The sequence below is a fragment of the candidate division WOR-3 bacterium genome (assembly GCA_039801365.1).
In the GTDB taxonomy this organism is placed as follows: Bacteria; Hydrothermota; Tepidihabitantia; order Tepidihabitantales; family Tepidihabitantaceae; genus JBDRUN01.
Genome location: JBDRUN010000011.1, coordinates 22,063 through 42,148, shown reverse-complemented (window position 1 = coordinate 42,148; position 20,086 = coordinate 22,063). Strand labels below are relative to the sequence as shown.

The 20,086-nt window shown below is 58.0% G+C and carries 12 protein-coding genes and 2 tRNA genes; 8 read left to right on the top strand and 6 right to left on the bottom strand.

Going from position 1 to position 20,086, the window contains the following annotated elements; genetic code table 11:
* Nucleotides 1-150: 150 nt before the first annotated feature.
* A tRNA-Thr gene (locus ABIL25_03045) sits at nt 151-223 on the top strand.
* A 184-nt stretch (nt 224-407) separates the two neighbouring features.
* Entirely contained in the window at nt 408-2,615 is a 2,208-nt protein-coding gene (locus ABIL25_03040; protein ID MEO0081254.1) for a PAS domain-containing protein, read from the top strand.
* Between the two features lie 42 nt (nt 2,616-2,657).
* On the opposite strand, the gene ABIL25_03035 is transcribed toward ABIL25_03040, so the two are convergent.
* Nucleotides 2,658-3,989, bottom strand: coding sequence for a hypothetical protein (locus ABIL25_03035; GenBank protein MEO0081253.1), 1,332 nt, complete (start codon nt 3,987-3,989; stop codon nt 2,658-2,660).
* Nucleotides 3,990-4,067: 78 nt separating this feature from the next.
* Between ABIL25_03035 and ABIL25_03030 the strand changes: the two genes are divergently transcribed.
* Nucleotides 4,068-4,141: transfer RNA gene (locus ABIL25_03030), tRNA-Met, on the top strand.
* A 124-nt stretch (nt 4,142-4,265) separates the two neighbouring features.
* Here the strand turns inward: ABIL25_03030 and ABIL25_03025 are convergent.
* The 5 genes from ABIL25_03025 to ABIL25_03005 form a co-directional block, all read right to left on the bottom strand.
* Nucleotides 4,266-4,631 (bottom strand): putative Ig domain-containing protein, encoded by a 366-nt coding sequence (locus ABIL25_03025; protein ID MEO0081252.1) that lies wholly within the window; start codon nt 4,629-4,631, stop codon nt 4,266-4,268.
* The gene (gene hypB / locus ABIL25_03020) at nt 4,628-5,320 is read right to left on the bottom strand and encodes a hydrogenase nickel incorporation protein HypB (GenBank protein ID MEO0081251.1); all 693 of its coding nucleotides are present in this window, start codon (nt 5,318-5,320) and stop codon (nt 4,628-4,630) included. The genes ABIL25_03025 and hypB overlap by 4 nt, the downstream gene beginning before the upstream one ends.
* A gap of 8 nt (nt 5,321-5,328) precedes the next feature.
* Nucleotides 5,329-6,639, bottom strand: coding sequence for an adenylosuccinate synthase (locus tag ABIL25_03015; GenBank protein MEO0081250.1), 1,311 nt, complete (start codon nt 6,637-6,639; stop codon nt 5,329-5,331).
* A gap of 174 nt (nt 6,640-6,813) precedes the next feature.
* Nucleotides 6,814-7,938 carry a PorV/PorQ family protein gene (locus tag ABIL25_03010; protein MEO0081249.1) on the bottom strand — a complete coding sequence of 375 codons (1,125 nt, stop codon included), beginning with the start codon at nt 7,936-7,938 and terminating at the stop codon, nt 6,814-6,816.
* Between the two features lie 106 nt (nt 7,939-8,044).
* Entirely contained in the window at nt 8,045-11,959 is a 3,915-nt protein-coding gene (locus tag ABIL25_03005) for a C25 family cysteine peptidase (GenBank protein MEO0081248.1), read from the bottom strand.
* 146 nt (nt 11,960-12,105) lie between these two features.
* Between ABIL25_03005 and ABIL25_03000 the strand changes: the two genes are divergently transcribed.
* From ABIL25_03000 to ABIL25_02980, 5 genes are all read left to right on the top strand, one after another.
* On the top strand, nt 12,106-12,861 hold the full coding sequence (locus ABIL25_03000; protein ID MEO0081247.1) for a YebC/PmpR family DNA-binding transcriptional regulator: 756 nt from the start codon (nt 12,106-12,108) through the stop codon (nt 12,859-12,861).
* A 161-nt stretch (nt 12,862-13,022) separates the two neighbouring features.
* Complete coding sequence (locus ABIL25_02995) at nt 13,023-13,529, top strand: crossover junction endodeoxyribonuclease RuvC (GenBank protein ID MEO0081246.1); 507 nt, start codon at nt 13,023-13,025, stop codon at nt 13,527-13,529.
* The gene (ruvA, locus tag ABIL25_02990) at nt 13,526-14,086 is read left to right on the top strand and encodes a Holliday junction branch migration protein RuvA (GenBank protein MEO0081245.1); all 561 of its coding nucleotides are present in this window, start codon (nt 13,526-13,528) and stop codon (nt 14,084-14,086) included. The genes ABIL25_02995 and ruvA overlap by 4 nt, the downstream gene beginning before the upstream one ends.
* Before the next feature lie 5 nt (nt 14,087-14,091).
* Nucleotides 14,092-15,123: a Holliday junction branch migration DNA helicase RuvB gene (gene ruvB, locus ABIL25_02985; GenBank protein ID MEO0081244.1), complete on the top strand. Its 1,032-nt coding sequence runs from the start codon at nt 14,092-14,094 to the stop codon at nt 15,121-15,123.
* A 31-nt stretch (nt 15,124-15,154) separates the two neighbouring features.
* The gene (locus ABIL25_02980) at nt 15,155-20,035 is read left to right on the top strand and encodes a C25 family cysteine peptidase (protein MEO0081243.1); all 4,881 of its coding nucleotides are present in this window, start codon (nt 15,155-15,157) and stop codon (nt 20,033-20,035) included.
* Nucleotides 20,036-20,086 lie beyond the last annotated feature (51 nt).

The window sequence follows — 20,086 nt, the reverse complement described above, 5'->3', positions numbered from 1 at the left end:
TGTTCGGATGGGCGATTGACCGGGTTGGTCCGGTTCTGCTTGAGCGAGTCAGTCGGGCCAAATCCGGCTAGCCAGGCTCTGCCACAACGTTCATGCGGGGGCTGTCCAGGTTTCTTGACACCAACGTGCACAGAGTTAGAATCGGCTGGCGCCGGCGTGGCTCAGTTGGCAGAGCAGCGGTTTCGTAAACCGCAGGTCGTCGGTTCGATTCCGACCGCCGGCTCTATGCCAAGAACGGATGCGGGACAGACCGGGAAATCACGAAACCGCTGGATGAAATCGAACAAGAAGACCCCGCACCAGCCTTCTGCCATTGGTAGTGAGTGTCGGATGTGTTGCCGGCATCGCACTGCCCCTGTTTGCACCACTGGTCTATTTGGTCGCTACTGGCCGGGAGCAGTGTCCTGATGCTTGGCCGCGATGTCCGCCGCGAATGGGAACAACAGGCGGCATTCGAGGAGGCCGAGAGACTCCGGGCCGAGAAGCGGGCGGCAGCGGTATTCGACAGCTTCATTGATTCAAGTCCAGTCGGGATTGAGCTCTATGACGTCGGTGGCCAGCTGTTGCGCAGCAACAAGGCGGCGGAGCGGCTGCTGGGCAAGGTACCACCTCCTGGTATCTCCCTTTTCGAGGAACGTGGTCTGAAGCGGGCCGGACTCCTGGAGCCCCAGCTCAAGCGCGTGCTTGCCGGTGCTAGAGTGGAAACGCCGCCGACCTGGTACGACCCCACTGAAATCGGAATTCCCGGTATGCCGGGCAGGAAAGTGTGCTTCCGCGCCACGGTGTTTCCGTTGTTCGACGCCGAGAACACGGTGACGAGAATTGTCGTAACCTACGAGGACTTGACTGAACTTGTGAAACTTGAGGAAAGCCTGAAGGAGGCGACCCGAGTACGGGATGCAAGCGAACTGTCCCCGGTTCATGTTGGTTCCCAGCCCACCGAAGCAGCAGCCGATGTCCGCGAGGTGGAGTTCCGCCGACGTAAGGCTGAGCAGGCGCTGCGTGAGGCCGAGGAAAGGCACCGGGCATTCCTCGCCGGACAGCAGAGCTATGTCGCGTTTGAGCTGACTGAAGATGGCCGGGTGACAGAAATCAGTCCCTCGGTCGAGAGAATCTGGGGAGTGTCGGCCGATACAATTCAGGCTGACCCTTCTACCTTCCTTGCTCAAGTTCATCCTGATGACCAGGAACTCGTCCGTGACACCGAGGCCGGTATCCGCCGGTCCGGGACCTATCCTGAGCAGTACCGGTTCCGCGTGCAGAACAAGAAGACCGGCGCAGTCCACTGGGTTGAGGTGCAGGGCTCGGTCTCAAGGATTGCAGGCAAAAGGTGTTTCCACGCCATCGCCATTGACATCACGCACCTTGTCGCGGTCGAGGAGGCACTTCGACAGAAAACAGCAGCACTGGAGCGGCTTCTCGCTGGAATCCATGACGGTCTAGTCCAGCTTGACTCGGAATTGAAGGTTGTGCGCTGGTCTCCGGCCACGGAAAAGGAGACCGGTATGCCAGCCGGGGATACGGTCGGCCGCTTGATTTCCGAGGTCTACCCAGGTTTTGAGCAAGCCGGTTTCATCGCCGTGCTCAAGGAATCTTTGGCCCATAACGTCTCGCTCAGGCACGAGGCTTTTTGCAGCGATGCCCGGGAGCAGTACGCGGGCTGGTATGAGATTACCACTTATCCGTGGGACGCCGGGCTCTTGGTGCGTGTTCGGAATACGACCCGGTTTAGGAAGACTGAACAGGAACTTGCCGCCCGACAGGCCGACCTTAGGGCGCTGACGAGCAGTCAGGTAGATGGCATAGTCGTTCTTGACCAGAACATGGTTGTGACCGCCTGGAACAATGCAGCCGAGAAGGAAACGCGCATCACCGCTCAAGAGGCGCTTGGCCGGCCGATTGTCGAAGTCTATCCCGCATTTGCCAGTGCAGGATTTCTGGCCGCGGTCACTAAGGCAATGGCTAATAAAACAGCGGTTCGGCATGAAGCATTCTATTCAGATGGGCGAGAGCGGCAGGTAGGCTGGTTTTCTGTTACTGCCTATCCTCTTGGCCAAGGCGCGTTGCTGCGGATTCGTAACACCACTCAGTTCAAGAAGACCGAGCAAGCCTGGCTTTTGGCTGACGCCCGGCTCAAGGCCCTGCTCGACATGCCCGGGCTTGCCATCGCGACCAAGGACCATGAACTGCGTTACACGATGGCGAACCCTGAAGCCCTGCGGATGCTCGGGCTTGGTGCCGAATGGGCGATTCTTGGCAAGACCGATCAGGAGATTCTCAAACCTCCGGTTGCTGACCTTTTGACATCACATGACCGCCGGGCAATGCAGGAAGGCAAGGCAGTTGAACTGGAACTGGTTCTACCGCATGCCCTGAGTTCCAAAGCCGCGTGGTATCGAGTGGTCAAGGGTCCGCTTGCGGCGCTACCCGCTTCTTTCGATAGCGGCACAAGCGGACATGCCGGTACACTGACAGTGGCAATGGACATTACTAAGCGGGTCCACGCTCATCAGGAGCTCAGCCGACGCAAAGAATTCCTTGAGAAAATGATCAGGGAACAGGCCAAGGTTCTGGAGAAGACCCAGAAGGAACTTGAGCGCTGGGCCAAGACGTAGTCCGGAGCGGAATCCGACTGCGGTCTTGCCCGGTTGAGGGAACTAGAACCGAACCGTGACTAGGTCCGGCACGCCGAACCGCTGGTTCACGGCATAGTGTGCAACACCGCAGATGATTCCGGCACAGTTGAACTCCAGGCGCGGTTCGAGCCGACTCTGACTACTCTGTCCGGCTTGCAGGCTTTTCGCCAAGGCCAAGCCGCCGGCAAGACCTCCAATCGCACCAATCGAGCCCGCGACTGAGACTACTTTCGACTGATTCGTCAACACGCCCAGTCCGGCACCAAACAGGGCGCCGCCGAGGGTCATGCCGGTCACAATTAGCCCGTTGCCGTTACTGAGCTGGTGAAGTCGAATCGAACTCTGGGCCCACAATGTTCCGCCGATGCTGCCCCCGATGCCGAGCAGAAAAGCTGGGGGGCTGAAGTCTTCGGCAAGAGTGGCGTACAGCGCTAGCGGAACTGCGGCGCCGACAATGGTACCAGTACGCAGTGCCGTGACTTGGCCTTCGGTACAGTCCCACTTCGGCGCGATTATATTACCGGCCACGCTGCCTCCAGCAAGACCGGCAAGACTCCAGGCCGAAAGCGATATGTTGTACCGCTTCGGGTCATCGGTCCAGTCGCGAATTGCCGCGCCGAGCAGCGCACCATCCAGAAGACCGAGGTCGGTATAGGCAGTCACGAGCGTGGCCTGGCCCAGGCTTAGCTTGTCCGCAAGCCGGTACCCGGCGACCTGACCGCCAATGCTTGCGACCATCATTATCGCCGAGTAAGCACGGTATTCGCTGATGTGGAACATGTGGCCTACCAGATACCCGGCAAGCACGCCCCGATAGCCGTTTGCCACACAGAGATGCGCCTGGGCCTGGGTCATCTTCATGTTGCGCATCGCAAGTAGCGGAGCGAAGAAAGCCGCTGAAGAAACGACCAAAGACAGTGCTGCCTGATACTGGAGGTCGGCCTTCGGAATCAGCAGCGCGGTCGTGGCCGGACCGTACCATCCAAGTGCCAGTGGTATCTGCTGCAGAAGAAAACTGCCTCGGCCCTCCTGGTTCAGCCGCTTCGGCTGCTGCCGCAGATGGGCGTCGACCTGCTGTCGGATCAGCACAAGCTCTTCCTGCGATATGCGGCGACGCACCCTTGTTCGGTCCGGCCGGTAAACTTCCAGCACGACGCCATCCTCAGTCTGCCACAGTTCCAGATAGTTGAAGCCAGCAAGTTCAGGGAAAATGCCGGTCTGGGCCCACGCGTCCGGGCTGAGCCGATACAGCAGGCCACCGGAGTCAAAACTCTTCGGTACCTCAACCGCCTGTCCAAGAGCAAATGCGGTTACAAGGCAAAGTCCGGCGAGCACAGACTTGATGATGACCAATCTACGTTGTGCACCCTGAATGTCAAGCCTGGTACCTTTTCACAGGCACTTTGCTCAGGGTTGAATTCTTGGGCGGATTGCGGGGTGGAGCAGTCTGGAAGCTCGTGAGGCTCATAACCTCAAGGTCGCTGGTTCGAATCCAGCCCCCGCTATTCTCATCAACCGATACACAACCTGTCGGAGAACTCCGCAGTCCGGTGTCTCGGTGCCCGTCCCTCCGGTAGCTGGTGCCGACTCAATCAGTACCGGCTATTGCCGACTAAGCGCGGTCTACGTCTACAAACTGTCTACAGTGATGGCGAAGCCCTGAGTGATAATGTCCGGGTTCTGGTCCGGGCACGAATCACGGGCCTCAACCGTGAAACTGAAGTCTCCGGCCCGGGTAGGCTGTCCGTAGAGCACGCCGTCGTGGTGTGAAACTCGCAGTCCGATGCCGGGTGGCAGTTGTCCACACATCACCTTCATCGTGACCGTTCCGTGCGCTCCCGCGGTTCTTATCGTGTCCGCATACGCCTGACCGAGACTACCATTGGCAAGTTCGAAAGTGACAAACTCGAACGGCTGAACCCGGGTGCAGCCTGGAATACCCGCCAGAGCCGCGAGTAATGCGGCTTCAGTCAGGCGAACCAGAATTGCCTTCATGCTCTTCGCCGTTTCCGGTCTGCAAGCTGCTGCTCAACCCATTCAATCCATTGTCCGATGTTCTGGCCGGTCTTGGCCGAGACCTGGATAACCGGCATGCCAGGCTTGATTCTGTGTATTGCCTGGATGAGTTGTTCGGCATCGAAGTCAACGTATGGCAACAAGTCGGTCTTGTTTACGATCACGATGTCCGACTTCGAAAACATCAATGGATACTTGACCGGTTTATCACTGCCTTCCGGTGTCGATATTACAGTCACATTGTAATGGGCCGGCAGGTTGAACTCAGCCGGACACACAAGGTTCCCAACGTTCTCAATCAGCAAGAGGTCAACCAGCGAGAAGTCAATCTCTGGAAACACAGAAGACATCATCATTGCGTCCAGGTGGCACGCACCTTGAGTATTTATCTGGGTCACGGGTACGCCCCTGACCCCGACCCGCTCGGCATCAATACTACCTTGGATGTCACCCTCGATGACGTAGATGCGGTGCTTTGAGCCCAGCGCCTCGACTGTTCGCTCGACGATACTCGTCTTGCCGGCGCCTGGTCCGGACATAATGTTCAGTCCGAGAACGCCGTATCGGTCAAGGACTGCCAGTTGCGATGCGGCAAGTGCGTCATTACTCGCCAGCACCCGACGCATCACGTTGACTTGCACCGGCTGATCGGTGGTTTCGGGTCTCACGGCGGCGTCTAGCTCCGGCTTTGACTCCTGAACCACTGCAACACTCTTGGCCGAAGCTGGATCATCTCGCTGCGCTCCTTGCCTACTGAAACCAGCGCAATCGGACAGCCGACCAGCTCCTCGACCTTACGCAAGTAGCGTCTTGCCGCCAACGGTAGGTCCGAAAACTTCCGGCACTGGCTAGTCGGCTGTCGCCAGCCTGGCATCGTGATATACCTCGGTTCAAGCCGGTCAGCGTGCATTGAGTCGAATTCGCTAATGGTTCTGCCCAGAAGCGAGTACTCAGTGCATATCTGAAGCTGCTTGAGTGAGTCGAGCACATCGAGCTTGGTGATGACCAGCGCGCTAAGCCGATTATGCCGGACAGAAGTCCGCACGACCGGAACGTCGAACCATCCGCATCGACGCGGCCGACCGGTCGTTGCGCCATATTCTCCTCCCAGTCTTCGGAGTTCCTCGGCCTCGTCGGCACCGAGTTCGGTGGGGAAAGGTCCTTCACCGACCCTAGTGGTATATGCCTTGGCTACACCAATGGTTTCCTCCAGCCACAGGGGACTTATACCAAGACCTGGGGCCACACCCCAGGCACCGGTTGAGGAAGTTGTCACATACGGGTAGGTACCCAGATCGAGGTCGAGGTGAACACCCTGTGCACCCTCAAACAGTACCCTGCCTCCGCGGCTGAGTTCCTGTTCAACCACGGTGCTGCCATCATCAATCATCTTGGCAAGTATTCTGGTTGCCTTCCAATAGTCTTCCAAAAGTGATTTGGGAGACAAGGGGTCAGCCTTGAAGTGCTCCATTAGTACGAAGTTAGCCGCAGCGAGATTGCGCTTCACCTTGTCCCGGAACACTTCCTCAGAGATGACGTCTTGGACCCTGATGCCGACTCGGCCATACTTGTCTTGGTAGGCCGGGCCAATGCCGCGGCCAGTTGTGCCGATGCGCTGCCGGCCAGAGTGTTCGTCGCGCAGCCGGTCGAGCAGTCGGTGATAAGGCAGTATCAGGTGTGCCCGGAAGTCAACGGCAAGACGTCTTCCGACCGTAAGTTTGAACTTACGGAGTTCAGCGATTTCCTCCAGCAGAACATAGGGGTCAATGACGCAGCCACAGCCGATGACGCATCTGACGCCTCTAGTCAGAATTCCTGATGGTATCTGGTGTAGAACCGCTTTCCTCCCGTTGATCCAGACTGTGTGCCCGGCATTGGGTCCGCCCTGAAATCGGGCAACCATGCTTGCGGTTCGGGCAAGGAAGTCCACTACCTTGCCCTTGCCCTCGTCACCCCACTGCGCACCGACAACGACGAGGTTAGGCATGGATAAGACGACGAGCGGCGGACAACGAACGACGAACCAGTTTGGGCATGAAACACCCGGAATGTGGGTCAACCGCGGAAGTTGTGACGAGAAAGCCGAAGCGTAAGCAGAGAGCAGGGAGAAAATTGCTGCCTGTTTCCGGCTCGGATTTTAGCGTTCGCACTTCGACTTTGTTTAGAATTGGTAGGAAAGCGAGAACTTGTAGTTCTGAGTGTTGAAGTCGTAGATCATCTGGTCAACACTAAGGTCAAACTTGAACCGGGCGAACTCGATGCCGCCCCCGAAGCAGAGACCCACTGACTTGAACTTGCCGAGTCCCTTGCGGGTCAGGGCATCCCACAAGCTGATGTGTTCGGTCAAACCACCGTCGCGCTCGATCTTGATGCCGCCCCGTGCTCCGTCAAGGTCCTCAAAGTACGCTGCCCGTGCAGCCAGAGCCAGTTGCTCGGCCCGGAATGTTCCCTCCAGGGCCAGTGACTTCCAAGTGTCGCGCCACTCGGTGGCAAGTTCTTGGGCGAAGCTTTTTGTGCCGTTCGGGTCGTAGAACATGCCGACGAGCGTTTTGTTTATCTCAGGTACAACGCCGACCCGGAAGTGTTGGCTGTTCACCGGGTAGTACGCAAGCCCGAGCCTCAGCATCCTTGGCAGCGGGTCTCCTTCGCCGGTCTCGGTATAAGAAATGTCCGGGCCGAAGTTGGCCAATGACAGACCGAAGTTCAGGAAGCGCCAAGGCTTGTACAGCGCGCCGGCGTCAAGAGCCCAGGTTAGACCGGTTCCACCCCTTTCGATTCCAAGTTCCGGCATGACTTTCCACACCCAGTCAGGCACAAGAAACGAATAGATGAACTTTGCGCCCACACCGACCCCGAGATTTGGCAGTACCGGGTACCCGTATGCTACGCCAGGAGAAACGTCGAAGGTAGTGTAACGGCCAAGGTACTCGCCGCGTTCGTTGATGACCTCGGTTTCACCGGTCGTCAGATAGATAACGTTGAATCCTCCAGTACCTTTTCCCTGAAACTGATGTGCGACTGCGCCGTACTCGTAGTACATTCCCTGATACAGACCCGGCAGCCAGTTCGAATGCATCAAAGTGGCGTGGGTTCGTTCTAGGAAAGCGAGTCCGCCGGGATTGTAGTATATCGCGCTGGCGTCGTCAGCAATTGAAGTGAAAGCGCCAGCCATTGCAGTGGGCCGGGCCGCGGGCCATATCATCAAGAACACCGCGCCCGGATTCTGGCCTGCGCCCAGCGCAATTGTAGCCGCAACTAGCGCAAGCCAGGAGGCTCTTCTTACCATAGACTAGGTCTCCTTATGTTCGAAAATAGATTATAAGAGGCCGCGGGTCGAAGTCAAAGTAAGACAGGGGTCCGCAGTTAGTTCGTTCCATCGGGTTTCTTCTCGCCTAGCGTAGGACCAGAAATCGCTCCCGGACTGAAACCGCATCAGCGCCAGTCGGCCCGGCCGTTCGTGCGCTGAGCGATACAAGGTACACGCCGTTGGGAAGCATCTGACCGTCACGGTCCTTGCCATCCCAGATTACCTGGTTATAGCCGAACACACCGGTAATGTCGCCGAGGTCGCGCAGCATCCTGCCTTGGAGCGTGAATATTCTTACTCGTACTGACGCGGCCCGGTTGAGCCGAAAAGTGAAGTACGCTTCCCGTCTGACCGGGTTGGGATACACAAGCGTGGAATCCAGCACGAGGCGCTGGTCGGTCAGTACTGGCTTTACCACCATGCTTGTGATGCTGCGATTGAGAACGTTGTCGGCCGCGATTACCCATAGGGTGTCGAAAGGGCCGTCCAGTTTCACTGCCAGACGGAACCGGGCGGTCGTACTCGAACTATCATCAAATACTAGGACGTCGGTCAGGTCAGTTTCGTTCTCCCGGGAGTTTACGAAGAATAGCGGTTCGTAACCGGGAATTCGGCAGGTCATGACTCCGGAGCTGTCAGAAACCACGCCTTCGAGAACAAATCTGGCCGGCACCTGGCAGTTGTCTTCAAGTACTTTGTCTTGAAAGAACAGAGTTGCCTTGGGCCCGGTCCGGTCGGTGCTTGGCACCGGCTCTGTACCAAAGGCGAGCGTGTCCGCGAGCAACGAGACGTCGGCTGAGTCACAGCCGAGCGAGACGCTAACCCGGCACGTCTTTGGTACCGGCGTGTAGAACCCGTCGCCGACGAAAACAGTATCGAGCGGCACACCAAGTGGAAACTGTACTGTAAACCCCAGTTGGCCGGTGCGTGTTTGGCCGTTGCCCCGGCTGAGCTCCAGCCCGGGCAGATAGTATCCGGTCTCGCCCCGTTCTGACCGATAGATTCTGTACCGTCGTGGGCCGAATGCAGTCCACGAGAAAACTGCTTCTGGTAGCTCAACTATCGTCCTTGCCCTGATATGTATCCCGGGCTGCAGTGTGTCGGGCCAGACGGTTAGGTTCTGAGTTGACCGCCGAGGTCGGCGGATTCTTGTTGCCGGATCGCCGAACAGGTGATAGATTCGGTTCACCGGCCACGCCGCGTAGAACGCAGTACCAATGACCGGTTCAGGCGCGGAGTCTCGGAAAAGCGGCACGAACATGTGCCGACAGAAAACTTCGTTCACGCCCGAGGCGGTTGCCTTGGTCGCAGCGACGGTTGCAATCGCGCCACCGTCTGGCCGGCGCACAAGTTCCTCGGCAATACATTCATAGCGCGTGTCCTCGAACCGGCCGACGCTGCAACTGCCGAAGAAGCAGAATGGTAATCTTGGGCCGTTCTCGACCTTATCCACCTCCGAGACGTTGAACACGCTCTCGTGACACAGGTCAAACGCATCACCGTGGCCGAAGAATACTAGCGCCAAGCAGCCACGTACAAGTTGACGCAGAAGTTCGAGCTTGGCTTGGGCCTTGCTCTTGATGCCCGTAAACGGGTACTCGGTCAGGTACACCTTGACCGGCTCCATAAGCGAGCCGGGTAGAACCGAAATTCCTTCAGCCTGCCGGATGTGGCCGAATGAAATCGGGTCCGGACTTCCGCGGCCCTGCCATTCGTCATCGGCCAGGAGCAGAAACCGCTTGTTCCACATTCCAGCTGGCTCCTTCTCGTAGGCAACAAGTTTGTCCACGAACTTGGCCAGTTCCTGTCCAGTCCGACAGGTGACCCGGCCAAGGATCATGTCCGGGCTGCTGCCGTTGCCATCGAAGTCGGCATACCATGCATCGTAGGCCTGGGTGAGGAGCCCCTGGATTCCGCTTGGGTCTAATCCGAACCCGAATTCGTACGCCGGTACGCCTGGATTCTGCTGCCTTTTCAGGTTGTTCAGATAGTCATAGGTTGCGTCCCCGCACAGGAGTCCATAGGCCGGCCGCTTATCAGCAAGGAACCACTTGATAGCACCTGGTTCTTCCATGCCGAATCCGTATTCGTCGTAGATGTCTTCAAGGACCGCGACCCGCGTGCGGCAGCCAGGGAACCCGGCAACATTGTCGGAGCGGTACCGGGCGAGTCGCGTTGCTGCGGGCAGATACTCAGCCGGTGTGATGACCCAATAGTCGGCTTGTACCGCACCGGACCTAATTTTGCCCGGCTGGCGGAGCGACATGCTTGCCGGTGCCAGAAGCTGGTCCTCGGTCGCGATACAGAACTCAGTCGGCCGCCACACCCGGTAGCAGAAACGCACCTTGTTGTCTGTCTGTTCGAAGCCGTCGTTCATCCTTGGAGCATACCGGTCAGTCACGTCAATAATAAGCGGTCGGGCCGGGACGTCAGAGACTTCGAAACGGAACGTACCTGTATCCGGCACAATGAAATGTAGCTGCCCGCGGTAGAGCGAAAGCCGGCGGCGGTATTCCACTTCCAGATAGTCCAAGTGTACCTTCTTGGCACCGTCACCGGTTAGTACCAGCGTAAGTTTGTTGCTTGAGAAGTTGGCTGGCAGCCCGGATTGGACCGAGAAGTCCTTCGGCTCAGACGGCCCGGCAACGTCGAAACGGAACGTATCAAGGAGCCGATGGTTGAGGTAGAGGGCAAGGCAATTGGCCATGCTTTCGGAATACAGCCGGCCTGAGATGCGCTCAATCACAACCGGATTGGGAAGTTGGAGCTCGATGTCAAGTCTTGTCTCCTGGCGGTAGGAGTCTTTGGTTAGGGTGCGCCATATCCACAGCAGTCCTGACCGGGCCGGACAGTCAGTATCCTGTTCCCGGCGAACTTTTTCCAGGCCGTCGCGAAGAATCCGGGTTTCACTGGTATCCGGTCCAAATCCTTGCATGATTCTTTTTCCAGGTCGGCCGCCCCAGGAAAGCCAGTACGCGTTGTACCGGGTATAGTAGTTCGTGACAAAGTTCGAGCCGGCGCTTGTCCAGTGCCGCGCGGCCAGGCCGTAGAAGATGATTTTGTCTTGGCGGTCGAACCGACCGTCTTCATCGCCGGTCACTAGCATCGGAACCTCACACATTGTGTCTGGAAACGGTTTTTCCGGGTCATGTTCGCCCACAGAGAACAGGGCCAGAGTGTTCGGGTCAATCGTGGCGATGTTTGCTCCAGCGGCTTCGAGAGCACTGCCCAGGATGCGGTAAAGCCCGGTACTGTCAACTTTTATCTTCACCCAGTATGGTGCCCGGTCAAAGAAACAGCGCCGGTCAGTTTCATGTCCGACTTTCCAATTCAGCGCCTGTTTGCCGTTCAGGAGCATCTGGCCTATGACCGGGTCTAGTGGGTCGGTCTTGGGATGCTGGGTTTGCGATTCCCGGTTTCTGATTGCGGAATCGAACGTCAGTTCTACCTCGATCAACTCATGAATGGCAAGCGTCTTTGTGTCAGGGCGATACACCGCCGGCATGATCCGGACTTCGACAAACCTGATATCCCGCAACTGTTGAACCGGCCTGAGCTCAACCACCGGTACCTGCATCTGGTCACTTGGATTCTGACCGCTATTCCAACTCACTGCTTCCCGCCCTCCATTTCCGATGCCGACTGGTACCGCTGTTGGCACAATTATTCCTCTGTACTCGTGCACCGGTCCGGTTCTGAAACTGAGCTTTGCACCGCCGGTCTGCGGAATGCCGACGCGCACCACCTTGACGGGCAGGTCAATTTCACCCGGCCCGGCCAGGTTGTCCGCATCTGGAAAGGTGACCTTTACCTGCCGGACTCCAGGTACCCCCGAATCCGAGACTTGGAATCCAAAATCAAGAACCGGTTCGCCCGGCTCGTACCTGAAGGCGACACCCCTGGAATCCGACTTTGTTACGACGACACTGGCCGAAACGGGCAGTGACAGTAAGAACAGCAGCGCAAGCCGGCTTGCCATCCAGCTTAGTCTAGAACCCACAGTCTGAGTAGTCAATCGGAGAATCTTCGGGTTCAAGAGTCGTCCGGGCTTCCGGTTCGAGCTTAAGTTCCCGCGGATTGCCGATTGACAGCGTCCAAGCTCCACCTAGAATAATGACGTGACCTCAGTTCCCAAGGAGGAAAGTAATGTCCGGACATTCTAAATGGGCAACCATTAAGCATAAGAAGAGCAAGGCCGACGCAGCCCGGGGCAAGGCCTTTTCTAAGCTGATTCGGGAAATAACGACCGCGGCCAAGATGGGCGGTGGCGATCCGGATGGCAATCCGAGGTTGCGGACTGCGATTGAAGCGGCACGAGCAATCAACATGCCGGCAGACAACATCGAGCGGGCGATCAAGAAAGGGACGGGTGAATTGCCGGGGGTTGCCTACGAAGAAGTAATCTACGAGGGATATGGTCCGGCAGGTGTGGCTTTGTTGGTACGAGTGCTGACCGATAATAAGAACCGTACCACAGCTGAAGTAAGGCATGTGTTTGAGAAGTACGGCGGTTCGATGGGCGCGGCCGGGTGCGTGGCCTGGCAGTTCAAACCCCAGGGTCTGATTGTCATTCCGAAGGACAAGGCGGATGAGGATACGGTTCTCGCACTGGCACTCGAGGCCGGGGCCGACGATGTCCAAACCGATGACAGCGGTTATTCGGTGATTACTTCGCTTTCCAACTTTGAGGCGGTCAAGGCGAAGCTCAAGGAAGCCGGTATCGAGTGGCTGAGTGCCGAGGCCACGCAAATGGCTTCTAACACGGTGCCGGTGAGCGAGAAAGATGCACCCCGCGTGTTGAAGCTTGTCGAGATGCTCGAGGACCTTGAGGAGGTGCAACAGGTGTATGCCAATTTCGATATTCCGGATGAGGTTCTCGAACGCGTGTCAGCCTCCCAGTAAGATCAAAAGGGTGTGAACCCGAGATGAGCGCCGACCACGGTAGACAAAGTGGAAAGAGCTAACCAACTGGGATTTAGTAAGTTGCGAGCCGAATTTCGAACTTTGTCACTTGGGACTTGCTGCCTTGGCCTTGTTTCCAGGTTCGTTCGTGCCGTCCTAATGTGACTGGCAGTCCGACACGTTCGGCCGCAGCAAGAATCATTGGGATTGACCCCGGACTTTCGGCCACCGGCTACGGCGTGCTAGAAGACAGTTGCGTGCTTGATTTCGGCGTCATTGCAACCGACCGCCACCAAAGCGTAGCCGAACGGCTAGCCGGGCTTGCGGCGCGGCTTGACCGGGTGTTACGGCGCAACCAGCCGGAACACTGCGCAATTGAAAGCCTGTTTTTCAAGGGCGGCGGAGCAAGGAGCGTGTTGCTCTCGGCCGAGGCAAGGGGCGTGATTCTTGCGGTGCTTGGTCGCCGGAAGATTCCGGTCCGGGAGGTTACGCCGGCTACGGTCAAACTTGCGGTTACTGGTTCAGGCCGGGCCTCAAAGCAACAGTTGAACTATATGATCAAACATCTGCTCCGTCTTGATAATCGGGTTCCTGAGCATGCCGCGGATGCCCTGGCGGCGGCGTACTGCCTTTCGGCAAGACTGCCGACAGGACAAACTAGACGATGATTGCGCGGCTGCGCGGTACGCTCGCAGAGAAGGAGCCGACGCGGGTCGTGCTCGACTGCCAGGGTATCGGCTTCGAGCTCGGTGTGCCGCTTTCGACTTCGCGCCAACTGGGGAAGATTGGCGACGCCGCCGAACTGCTTGTTGTTACCCGATTCACCCGCGAGGGGGCTGACCTTTATGGATTTTGCGACAAAGCAGAGCGCGACGTGTTCGTGCTTATCACCTCGGTGCGGGGTGTCGGGCCGAAGGCGGGTCTGAATCTGCTCTCGCGGTTCAGACCGGACGAAATCAGGAGCGTGATTGCCCGCGGCGAGATTGACGTCATCCGAACTGTGCCCGGTATCGGGCCGAAAAAGGCGCAACGGCTGATGGAAGAACTGAAAGAGCAGACGGCACCGACCGAAGCAGCCGAGCCGCTGTTCGCCGACGCGCACAAGGCTCTGGTCGGTTTGGGCTTGACTAACCGTGAGGCCCGCGCGCGGCTGGAACGGGTGAAACCCGGACCGGGCGCGACCCTAGAATACGTGCTCAAACAGGCGCTTGCTGAACAGCCATAAGCTGCATGGCCCCAAAAGAGCGACTCGTTACCGGCCGACGACTGGACGGCGAAGCGGCAGTGGAGGAACAGATAAGACCGCTGCGGCTTTCGGAGTTTATCGGCCAGAAGAAGCTAAAGGAAAACCTGCGGGTATTTATCGAGGCGGCGAAGATGCGGGAGGAACCTTTAGAACACGTTCTGTTCTTCGGGCCGCCTGGATTGGGCAAGACCACTCTCGCCTATATTATTGCGCAGGAGATGGGTACACGCATCAGGTGCAGCTCCGGCCCGATTCTTGAACGGCCAGTGGACTTGGCCGGAATTCTCACCGGCCTGGCCGCAGGCGACATATTCTTCATTGACGAGATTCATCGGACCAATAAGGCAGTGGAGGAGTTTCTATACCCGGCGCTGGAGGAATACGCAATTGATGTGATGCTCGACCGAGGCCCGGGTGCGCGGTCAGAAAGGTTGAGCCTTGTCCGGTTTACGTTGGTTGGCGCAACGACCCGGTCCGGTCTTCTTACCGCACCATTGCGTTCGCGGTTCGGCATGTCTTTCCGGCTGGACTACTATCCGGCTGAGGACCTGGTGGAAATCGTTGAACGTTCAGCCCGGATTCTTGGCATCCCGGTTGATGATGATGGTGCAATGGAAATTGGCCGGCGCGCCCGGGGCACCCCGCGAATCGCCAATCGGCTCTTGCGTCGGGTGCGGGACTTTGCTCAGGTGCACGGCAAAGAACGAGTGGACAAAGAGATTGCCGAATTCGCCCTTGCTCAATTGGATGTGGACACCCGCGGACTGGACGAGATGGATAAGAAGATTCTGCTGACGGTGATTGACAAATTCAACGGTGGCCCGGTCGGTATATCGTCGCTTGCGGTTGCAGTGGGCGAGGACACCGGCACAATCGAAGAAGTATACGAACCTTTCCTGGTGCAGGAAGGGTTCCTGCAGAGGACTCCGCGCGGCCGGATGGCGACCAAGCTTGCATACCAACACTTCAGACGCCGGCCCGCGGCTTCGTTCCAGTCAGAACTTGAACTTGAATAGGATGCCGGGAAACCACGGCACAGGAGGTAACGTGCGTACTATCGGTCTTCTCTTGATTCCGGTGCTGGCTGCGGCCGGCCTGGTCAGCGTGGACATTGAGTTCAGGCCTGAGCAGTTCGTGTTCGACAAGGCCAACGGGTTCGACGTAGTCGCCTTGCCCGGCGAATACTGGACTTCGGTGCCGGGCGAGCCGCTCTTACCCATTGCCACATATAACGTAGCGATACCGCCAGATGCAGAAGTGGTATCGGTCGAGGTCAAGGATGCGGTCTGGGAGCCGGTGCCGGGTGAGTTCTACATTCACCCGTGCCAGCGGCCGCAAGTATTGTCACAGCCAAAGCAGGAGTTTGTTGGGCCCGACGATAAGGCCTATCGGGCAGGTCGGCCTTATCCGGCCGCAGCGGCTGGCTTCACCCGTACTGGGTGCCTTTCCGGATACCGTATCGCAGGTGTGCAGGTAGCGCCGTTGCGGTATTTCCCGGTTGAGAAGCGGCTGGAGCTGGCGACGCGCATGCGGGTCGAAGTCCGTTACGAGACCGGGGGGCACGAGGTTTTGGCATTGGATGAGTCCCAAGTCAGACTGATGGGAGAGTACGCGCGAACGCTGGTCGTAAATCCGAATGACATTGCCCGCTGGCAACCGGCTACGAAAACTACCGACGACTGGCTGTGCGACATGGCGGTGATTACCACCGGCGGCCTGGCCAGTGCATTCCAGCCTTTTGCCGACTGGAAGACCAAGCGAGGCATCAAGACCGTCATTATCAGAACGGACTCCGTCTACTCGACTTATCCGGGCCGGGACAATCAGGAGAAGATCCGCAACTGCGTGATTGATTACTGGAAGAACCACGGATTGAAGTGGCTGCTTGTGGGTGGCGATGCGGAAGTAGTTCCAGTCCGGCTGGCGCGAATTGTGTGCGAGGGCAATACCGGCGACATCGCGACTGACTTTTACTACGCAGACTTGCAGGGGTCGTGGGACTCAAACCGTAACAATCTGTTTGGTGAGATGACGGATTCGATGGACCTGTTCCACGACATATTCGTCGGCCGCACGCCGGTGGACAATGCTTCGGACGTGGCGGTGTTTTTTGCCAAGGACACGATGTTCGAGCGGTACCAGGATACGACCTGCCTTAGGAAGCTGCTTCTGGGCTCGACGATGCTGTTCTCACCGTTCCACGGCCGCGTCATCAATCGAATGATTGCCGAATTGTTCCCGACCAGTTGGCAGTTTGCGCATCTTGAAGATCCAGCGTCAGGCGTGTACCGTAACGCGATGAACCAGGGGTATCAACTGGCACACGTGGCCGCACACGGCAGCCCGACAACGTTCTCGGTGATGAGTTCATCCGAGGTACCGAGTTTGACCAACGGCTTCACCAAGCTCAATTTCGTAAACTCGATTGCGTGCGAGTCCGGGTGGTTTGATGGCCAGGAGTGCCTGGCTGAGGCACTGGTCAAGGCCGCAAACGGTGGGTGCGTCGCATGCTGTCTGAACTCGCGCTACGGGTTCGGGTATCCGCCGGCCTTCGGGCCTTCGGAGATGCTTGATTTGCAGTTCTACCGGCACCTGACCAATGCTGACGCCTCTCAGTTCGGGACCCTGAACGCATTGTCAAAAGACCATTTCCAGACTCTGACAATGGGGCAGGAGGTGTGGCGCTGGTGTGTGTATGAACTGAATCTTTTCGGTGACCCGACACTGGCGATATTCACTCAGGTACCGCGCAATCTCGCTGTCACCTGTGCTGATTCAGCTCTTGTCGGCCCGCAGGTGTTCCGAGTAGGCGTGAGAAATGGGCTTGCGCCGGTGAAAGGAGCGCTGGTCTGCCTGCGCAAGGGTGCCGAGACATATGCGCGAGGAGCCACCAACTCGCAAGGCTGGGTGGACCTGTTTGTCGCTCCGGCTACGACTGGCGCGATGGCACTATCGGTGAGTGCGCAGAACTATTTTCCATACGAGATGCTCATTCCAGTGCGCGGAACATCCAACAGGCCCGCGCTTGTGTTCGCCGGTTGCAGAATCGCTGATGGCAACGGCCGGCTGGACCCGGGTGAGACCGTGGACCTGTTCGTCTCGGTTGCAAACCTTGGTGCAACTGCGGCGACCGCGGTCACAGCCACACTGCGTACGAGCAGTCCCTATCTTACCTTGACAGACTCGACGGCAACCTACGGCACGATTGCCGCCGGTGACACGGTTGAAGGCGATGCGTTCCGCGTGAGCGCTAGTTCGGCAACTCCGCTGGGAACACTTGCCGAGCTGCTCGCCGCGTGCTCGGCCAACGAGGGTTTCTGGGAGCCGTTCTTCGAACTGCGGGTCGGCGAGGCAACGGGTGCAAGGGGGCTGTGGCTGGACCATGACACTGGAAATGTAATCTTGTCAGTTACGTGCGTAGGTTCGGTTGGTACGCTCGGGCCGTACCGCGAAGGTTCAGGGATGAAATACCCACGCGATGCGGGATATGGTTCGCTGTACTTCACAAGTCTTGCCTGCGGTAACGGGCCGTCCTATGTCGTTGACCGATGGTATGGCAACCCGAGTACCACCTACAACACTGACTGGCAGATTGCCGAGACTCTGACCGCAGTAAGGCCGCCCTTTGCCGCCGACGAGGAATACCGGGCGAGCTTCACCGATGCGGCCCACACTACACCTAAGGGACTGAGGGTGAGTCAGTGGTCTGGCGCGCTGGCCAGTTCCGGTTATCGGGACTTTGTAATCATCGAGTACGTGCTCGACAACCAGGGGGCAAGCGCAATCAATGGCCTCTACTGCGGCATCTTCTCCGACTTTGACGTGAACAACACGACTTCGAACCGGGTCGTGTCCGACACGATTCGCCGGCTCACGTACATGATGCAGTCGTCAAGCGCCGACCCTTCGGTGGGCGTCAAGCTGCTGTCGCCAACAGTCGCAGCCAATCAGTCGGCAATTGACCATGCAGTGTATGTCCAGCCTTCCGGAATGATGACCGAAGCGGTCAAGGACAGCTTCCTGCGGGGTGCGATAAGAATGCCCAACTCGAACCGGAGTGCGAACTGGTCGTGCGTTGTGTCGGCCGGGCCGTTCAATCTTGGACCGGGGCAGCGACAAAAGGTTGCCTTCGCTTTCGTCGGCGGCACCTCGGAAGCAGAAATTCGGGTCCGGGCTGACTCGGCCCAGTCGTGGTATGACAAGAAGATGCCGCGTGGTGTGACGTATCTCAAACATACCGTGGACGATGCACCGCCGGGCGGAAACGGCGACGGCATTATCAATCCGGGCGAGACTGTGAACCTGCCGCTCTGGGTTCTGAACCGGACCGACGGTCCGGCGCGTGGTATCAGGGGCATTTTACGTAAAACATCGGCCGACACGCTGGTGATGGTTCTGGACTCGCTTCGGTACTTCGGTACGGTTCAGGCCGGAGATTCGGCGTGGACCGGCCCGAGCGGGTACCGGTTCCGGGTATCAGAGGCATGTACCAACCGGTACCAGTTGCCGGTCGTACTGGTTTGCCGGGACACGTTTGATTCGAACTATATCTCGCCCCTGCCGCTTGCGGTCGGTGCTGCCCAACTTGTGCCTGCAGGCGTGAGATGCTGGGACCCAAGGCCGGGTGGAAACAACAACCGCAAACTCGACCCTGGTGAAGAGGCAGATATTGCACTTGGTCTGCAGAACATCGGGCTGGGGAGTGCGGAGAACGTTTCGGCCAGACTCCGATCGTTGGACGCCCGGCTTGTGGTGCTTGATTCATTGGGGACTTACGGTCTGGTTCGGCCGGACTCGACGGTCTTCAACTCGGCGGATCGGTTCCACGTGTCAGCACAAGGATCGATTCCCCGTGAGAGTCAGATTCCCTGCTCGCTCTTTGTATTCGGCACGAATTACGCGGCTCGGCGGCTCGTCCATCTTGGAGTTGGCGAGCTGATCAGCACCGACCCGATTCCGGACGGGCCGAGGACTCCTTCGCGCTACTATGCTTACGACGACTGCGATACGTTGTACGTATCCAGGCCTGATTACCAGTGGGTTGAAATAAGCGCGGTTGGCACAAGGATAAACTTCAGTCATAACGACGCGGTAGTGGTCGTGAATCTGCCGACCGGGTTCGGGCCTTTGCGGTATTATGGCCAGAGGTACACCCAGATATCGGTTTCGGCCGACGGCTGGATAGTACCGGGCAACTATACCACGACGAACTACACGAATACTACACTGCCAAGTTCGTCGGCGCCGCCGGGTGCAATCTGCGGTAACTGGGATGACCTGTACCCGGGATACTCAAGCCAAGGATACGTCTATTACTATCACGATGCCGCCAACCACCGGTTCGTGGTCGAATTCGACTCGGTCAAATACTATGACAGCTCGGTCCGGGACAAGTTTGAGTTTGTCTTCTATGATACGACCAGGTCCGGGCCGACCGGCGACAATTCTTTCGACGTACAGTACATGACTGCGAACGAATACACCTCGAGTACGGTTGGGCTCCAGGACCAGACCAGGGCAATCGGTATCCAGTGCCTTTTTGACGGCAGCTATCACAAGGCCGCGTCTCAGATTGTGCCGGGCCGGGCGATACGCTACACCACGGACTCGGTGCAGACCGGGATTAGAGAGCAGGGAGTAGGGGGCAAGACGGACAGGCTGGAATTGAGTGCCGGACCGAATCCCATGCACAGGCAGAGTGTCATTAGCGTTGTGCTGCCGAAGCCTGGGCAGGTGCGACTTGCAGTCTGCGACATAGCTGGCCGGGTGGTCAAGACGCTTGCGGATACTAGACTGGACCGTGGTCAATACTCGTTTGTCTGGGACTGCAGGAACGACGCCGGGAAGCCGGTCGCTGCCGGGGTGTATCTTGTTCGCCTCGCGACCGACTCCGGTATTCTGACCCGCAAGACGTTGCTGGTGCGCTAGACAGGGGCCGAAGGGAACGGGCCGCTCGCGGCTTAGAGAACAGGTCTGAAC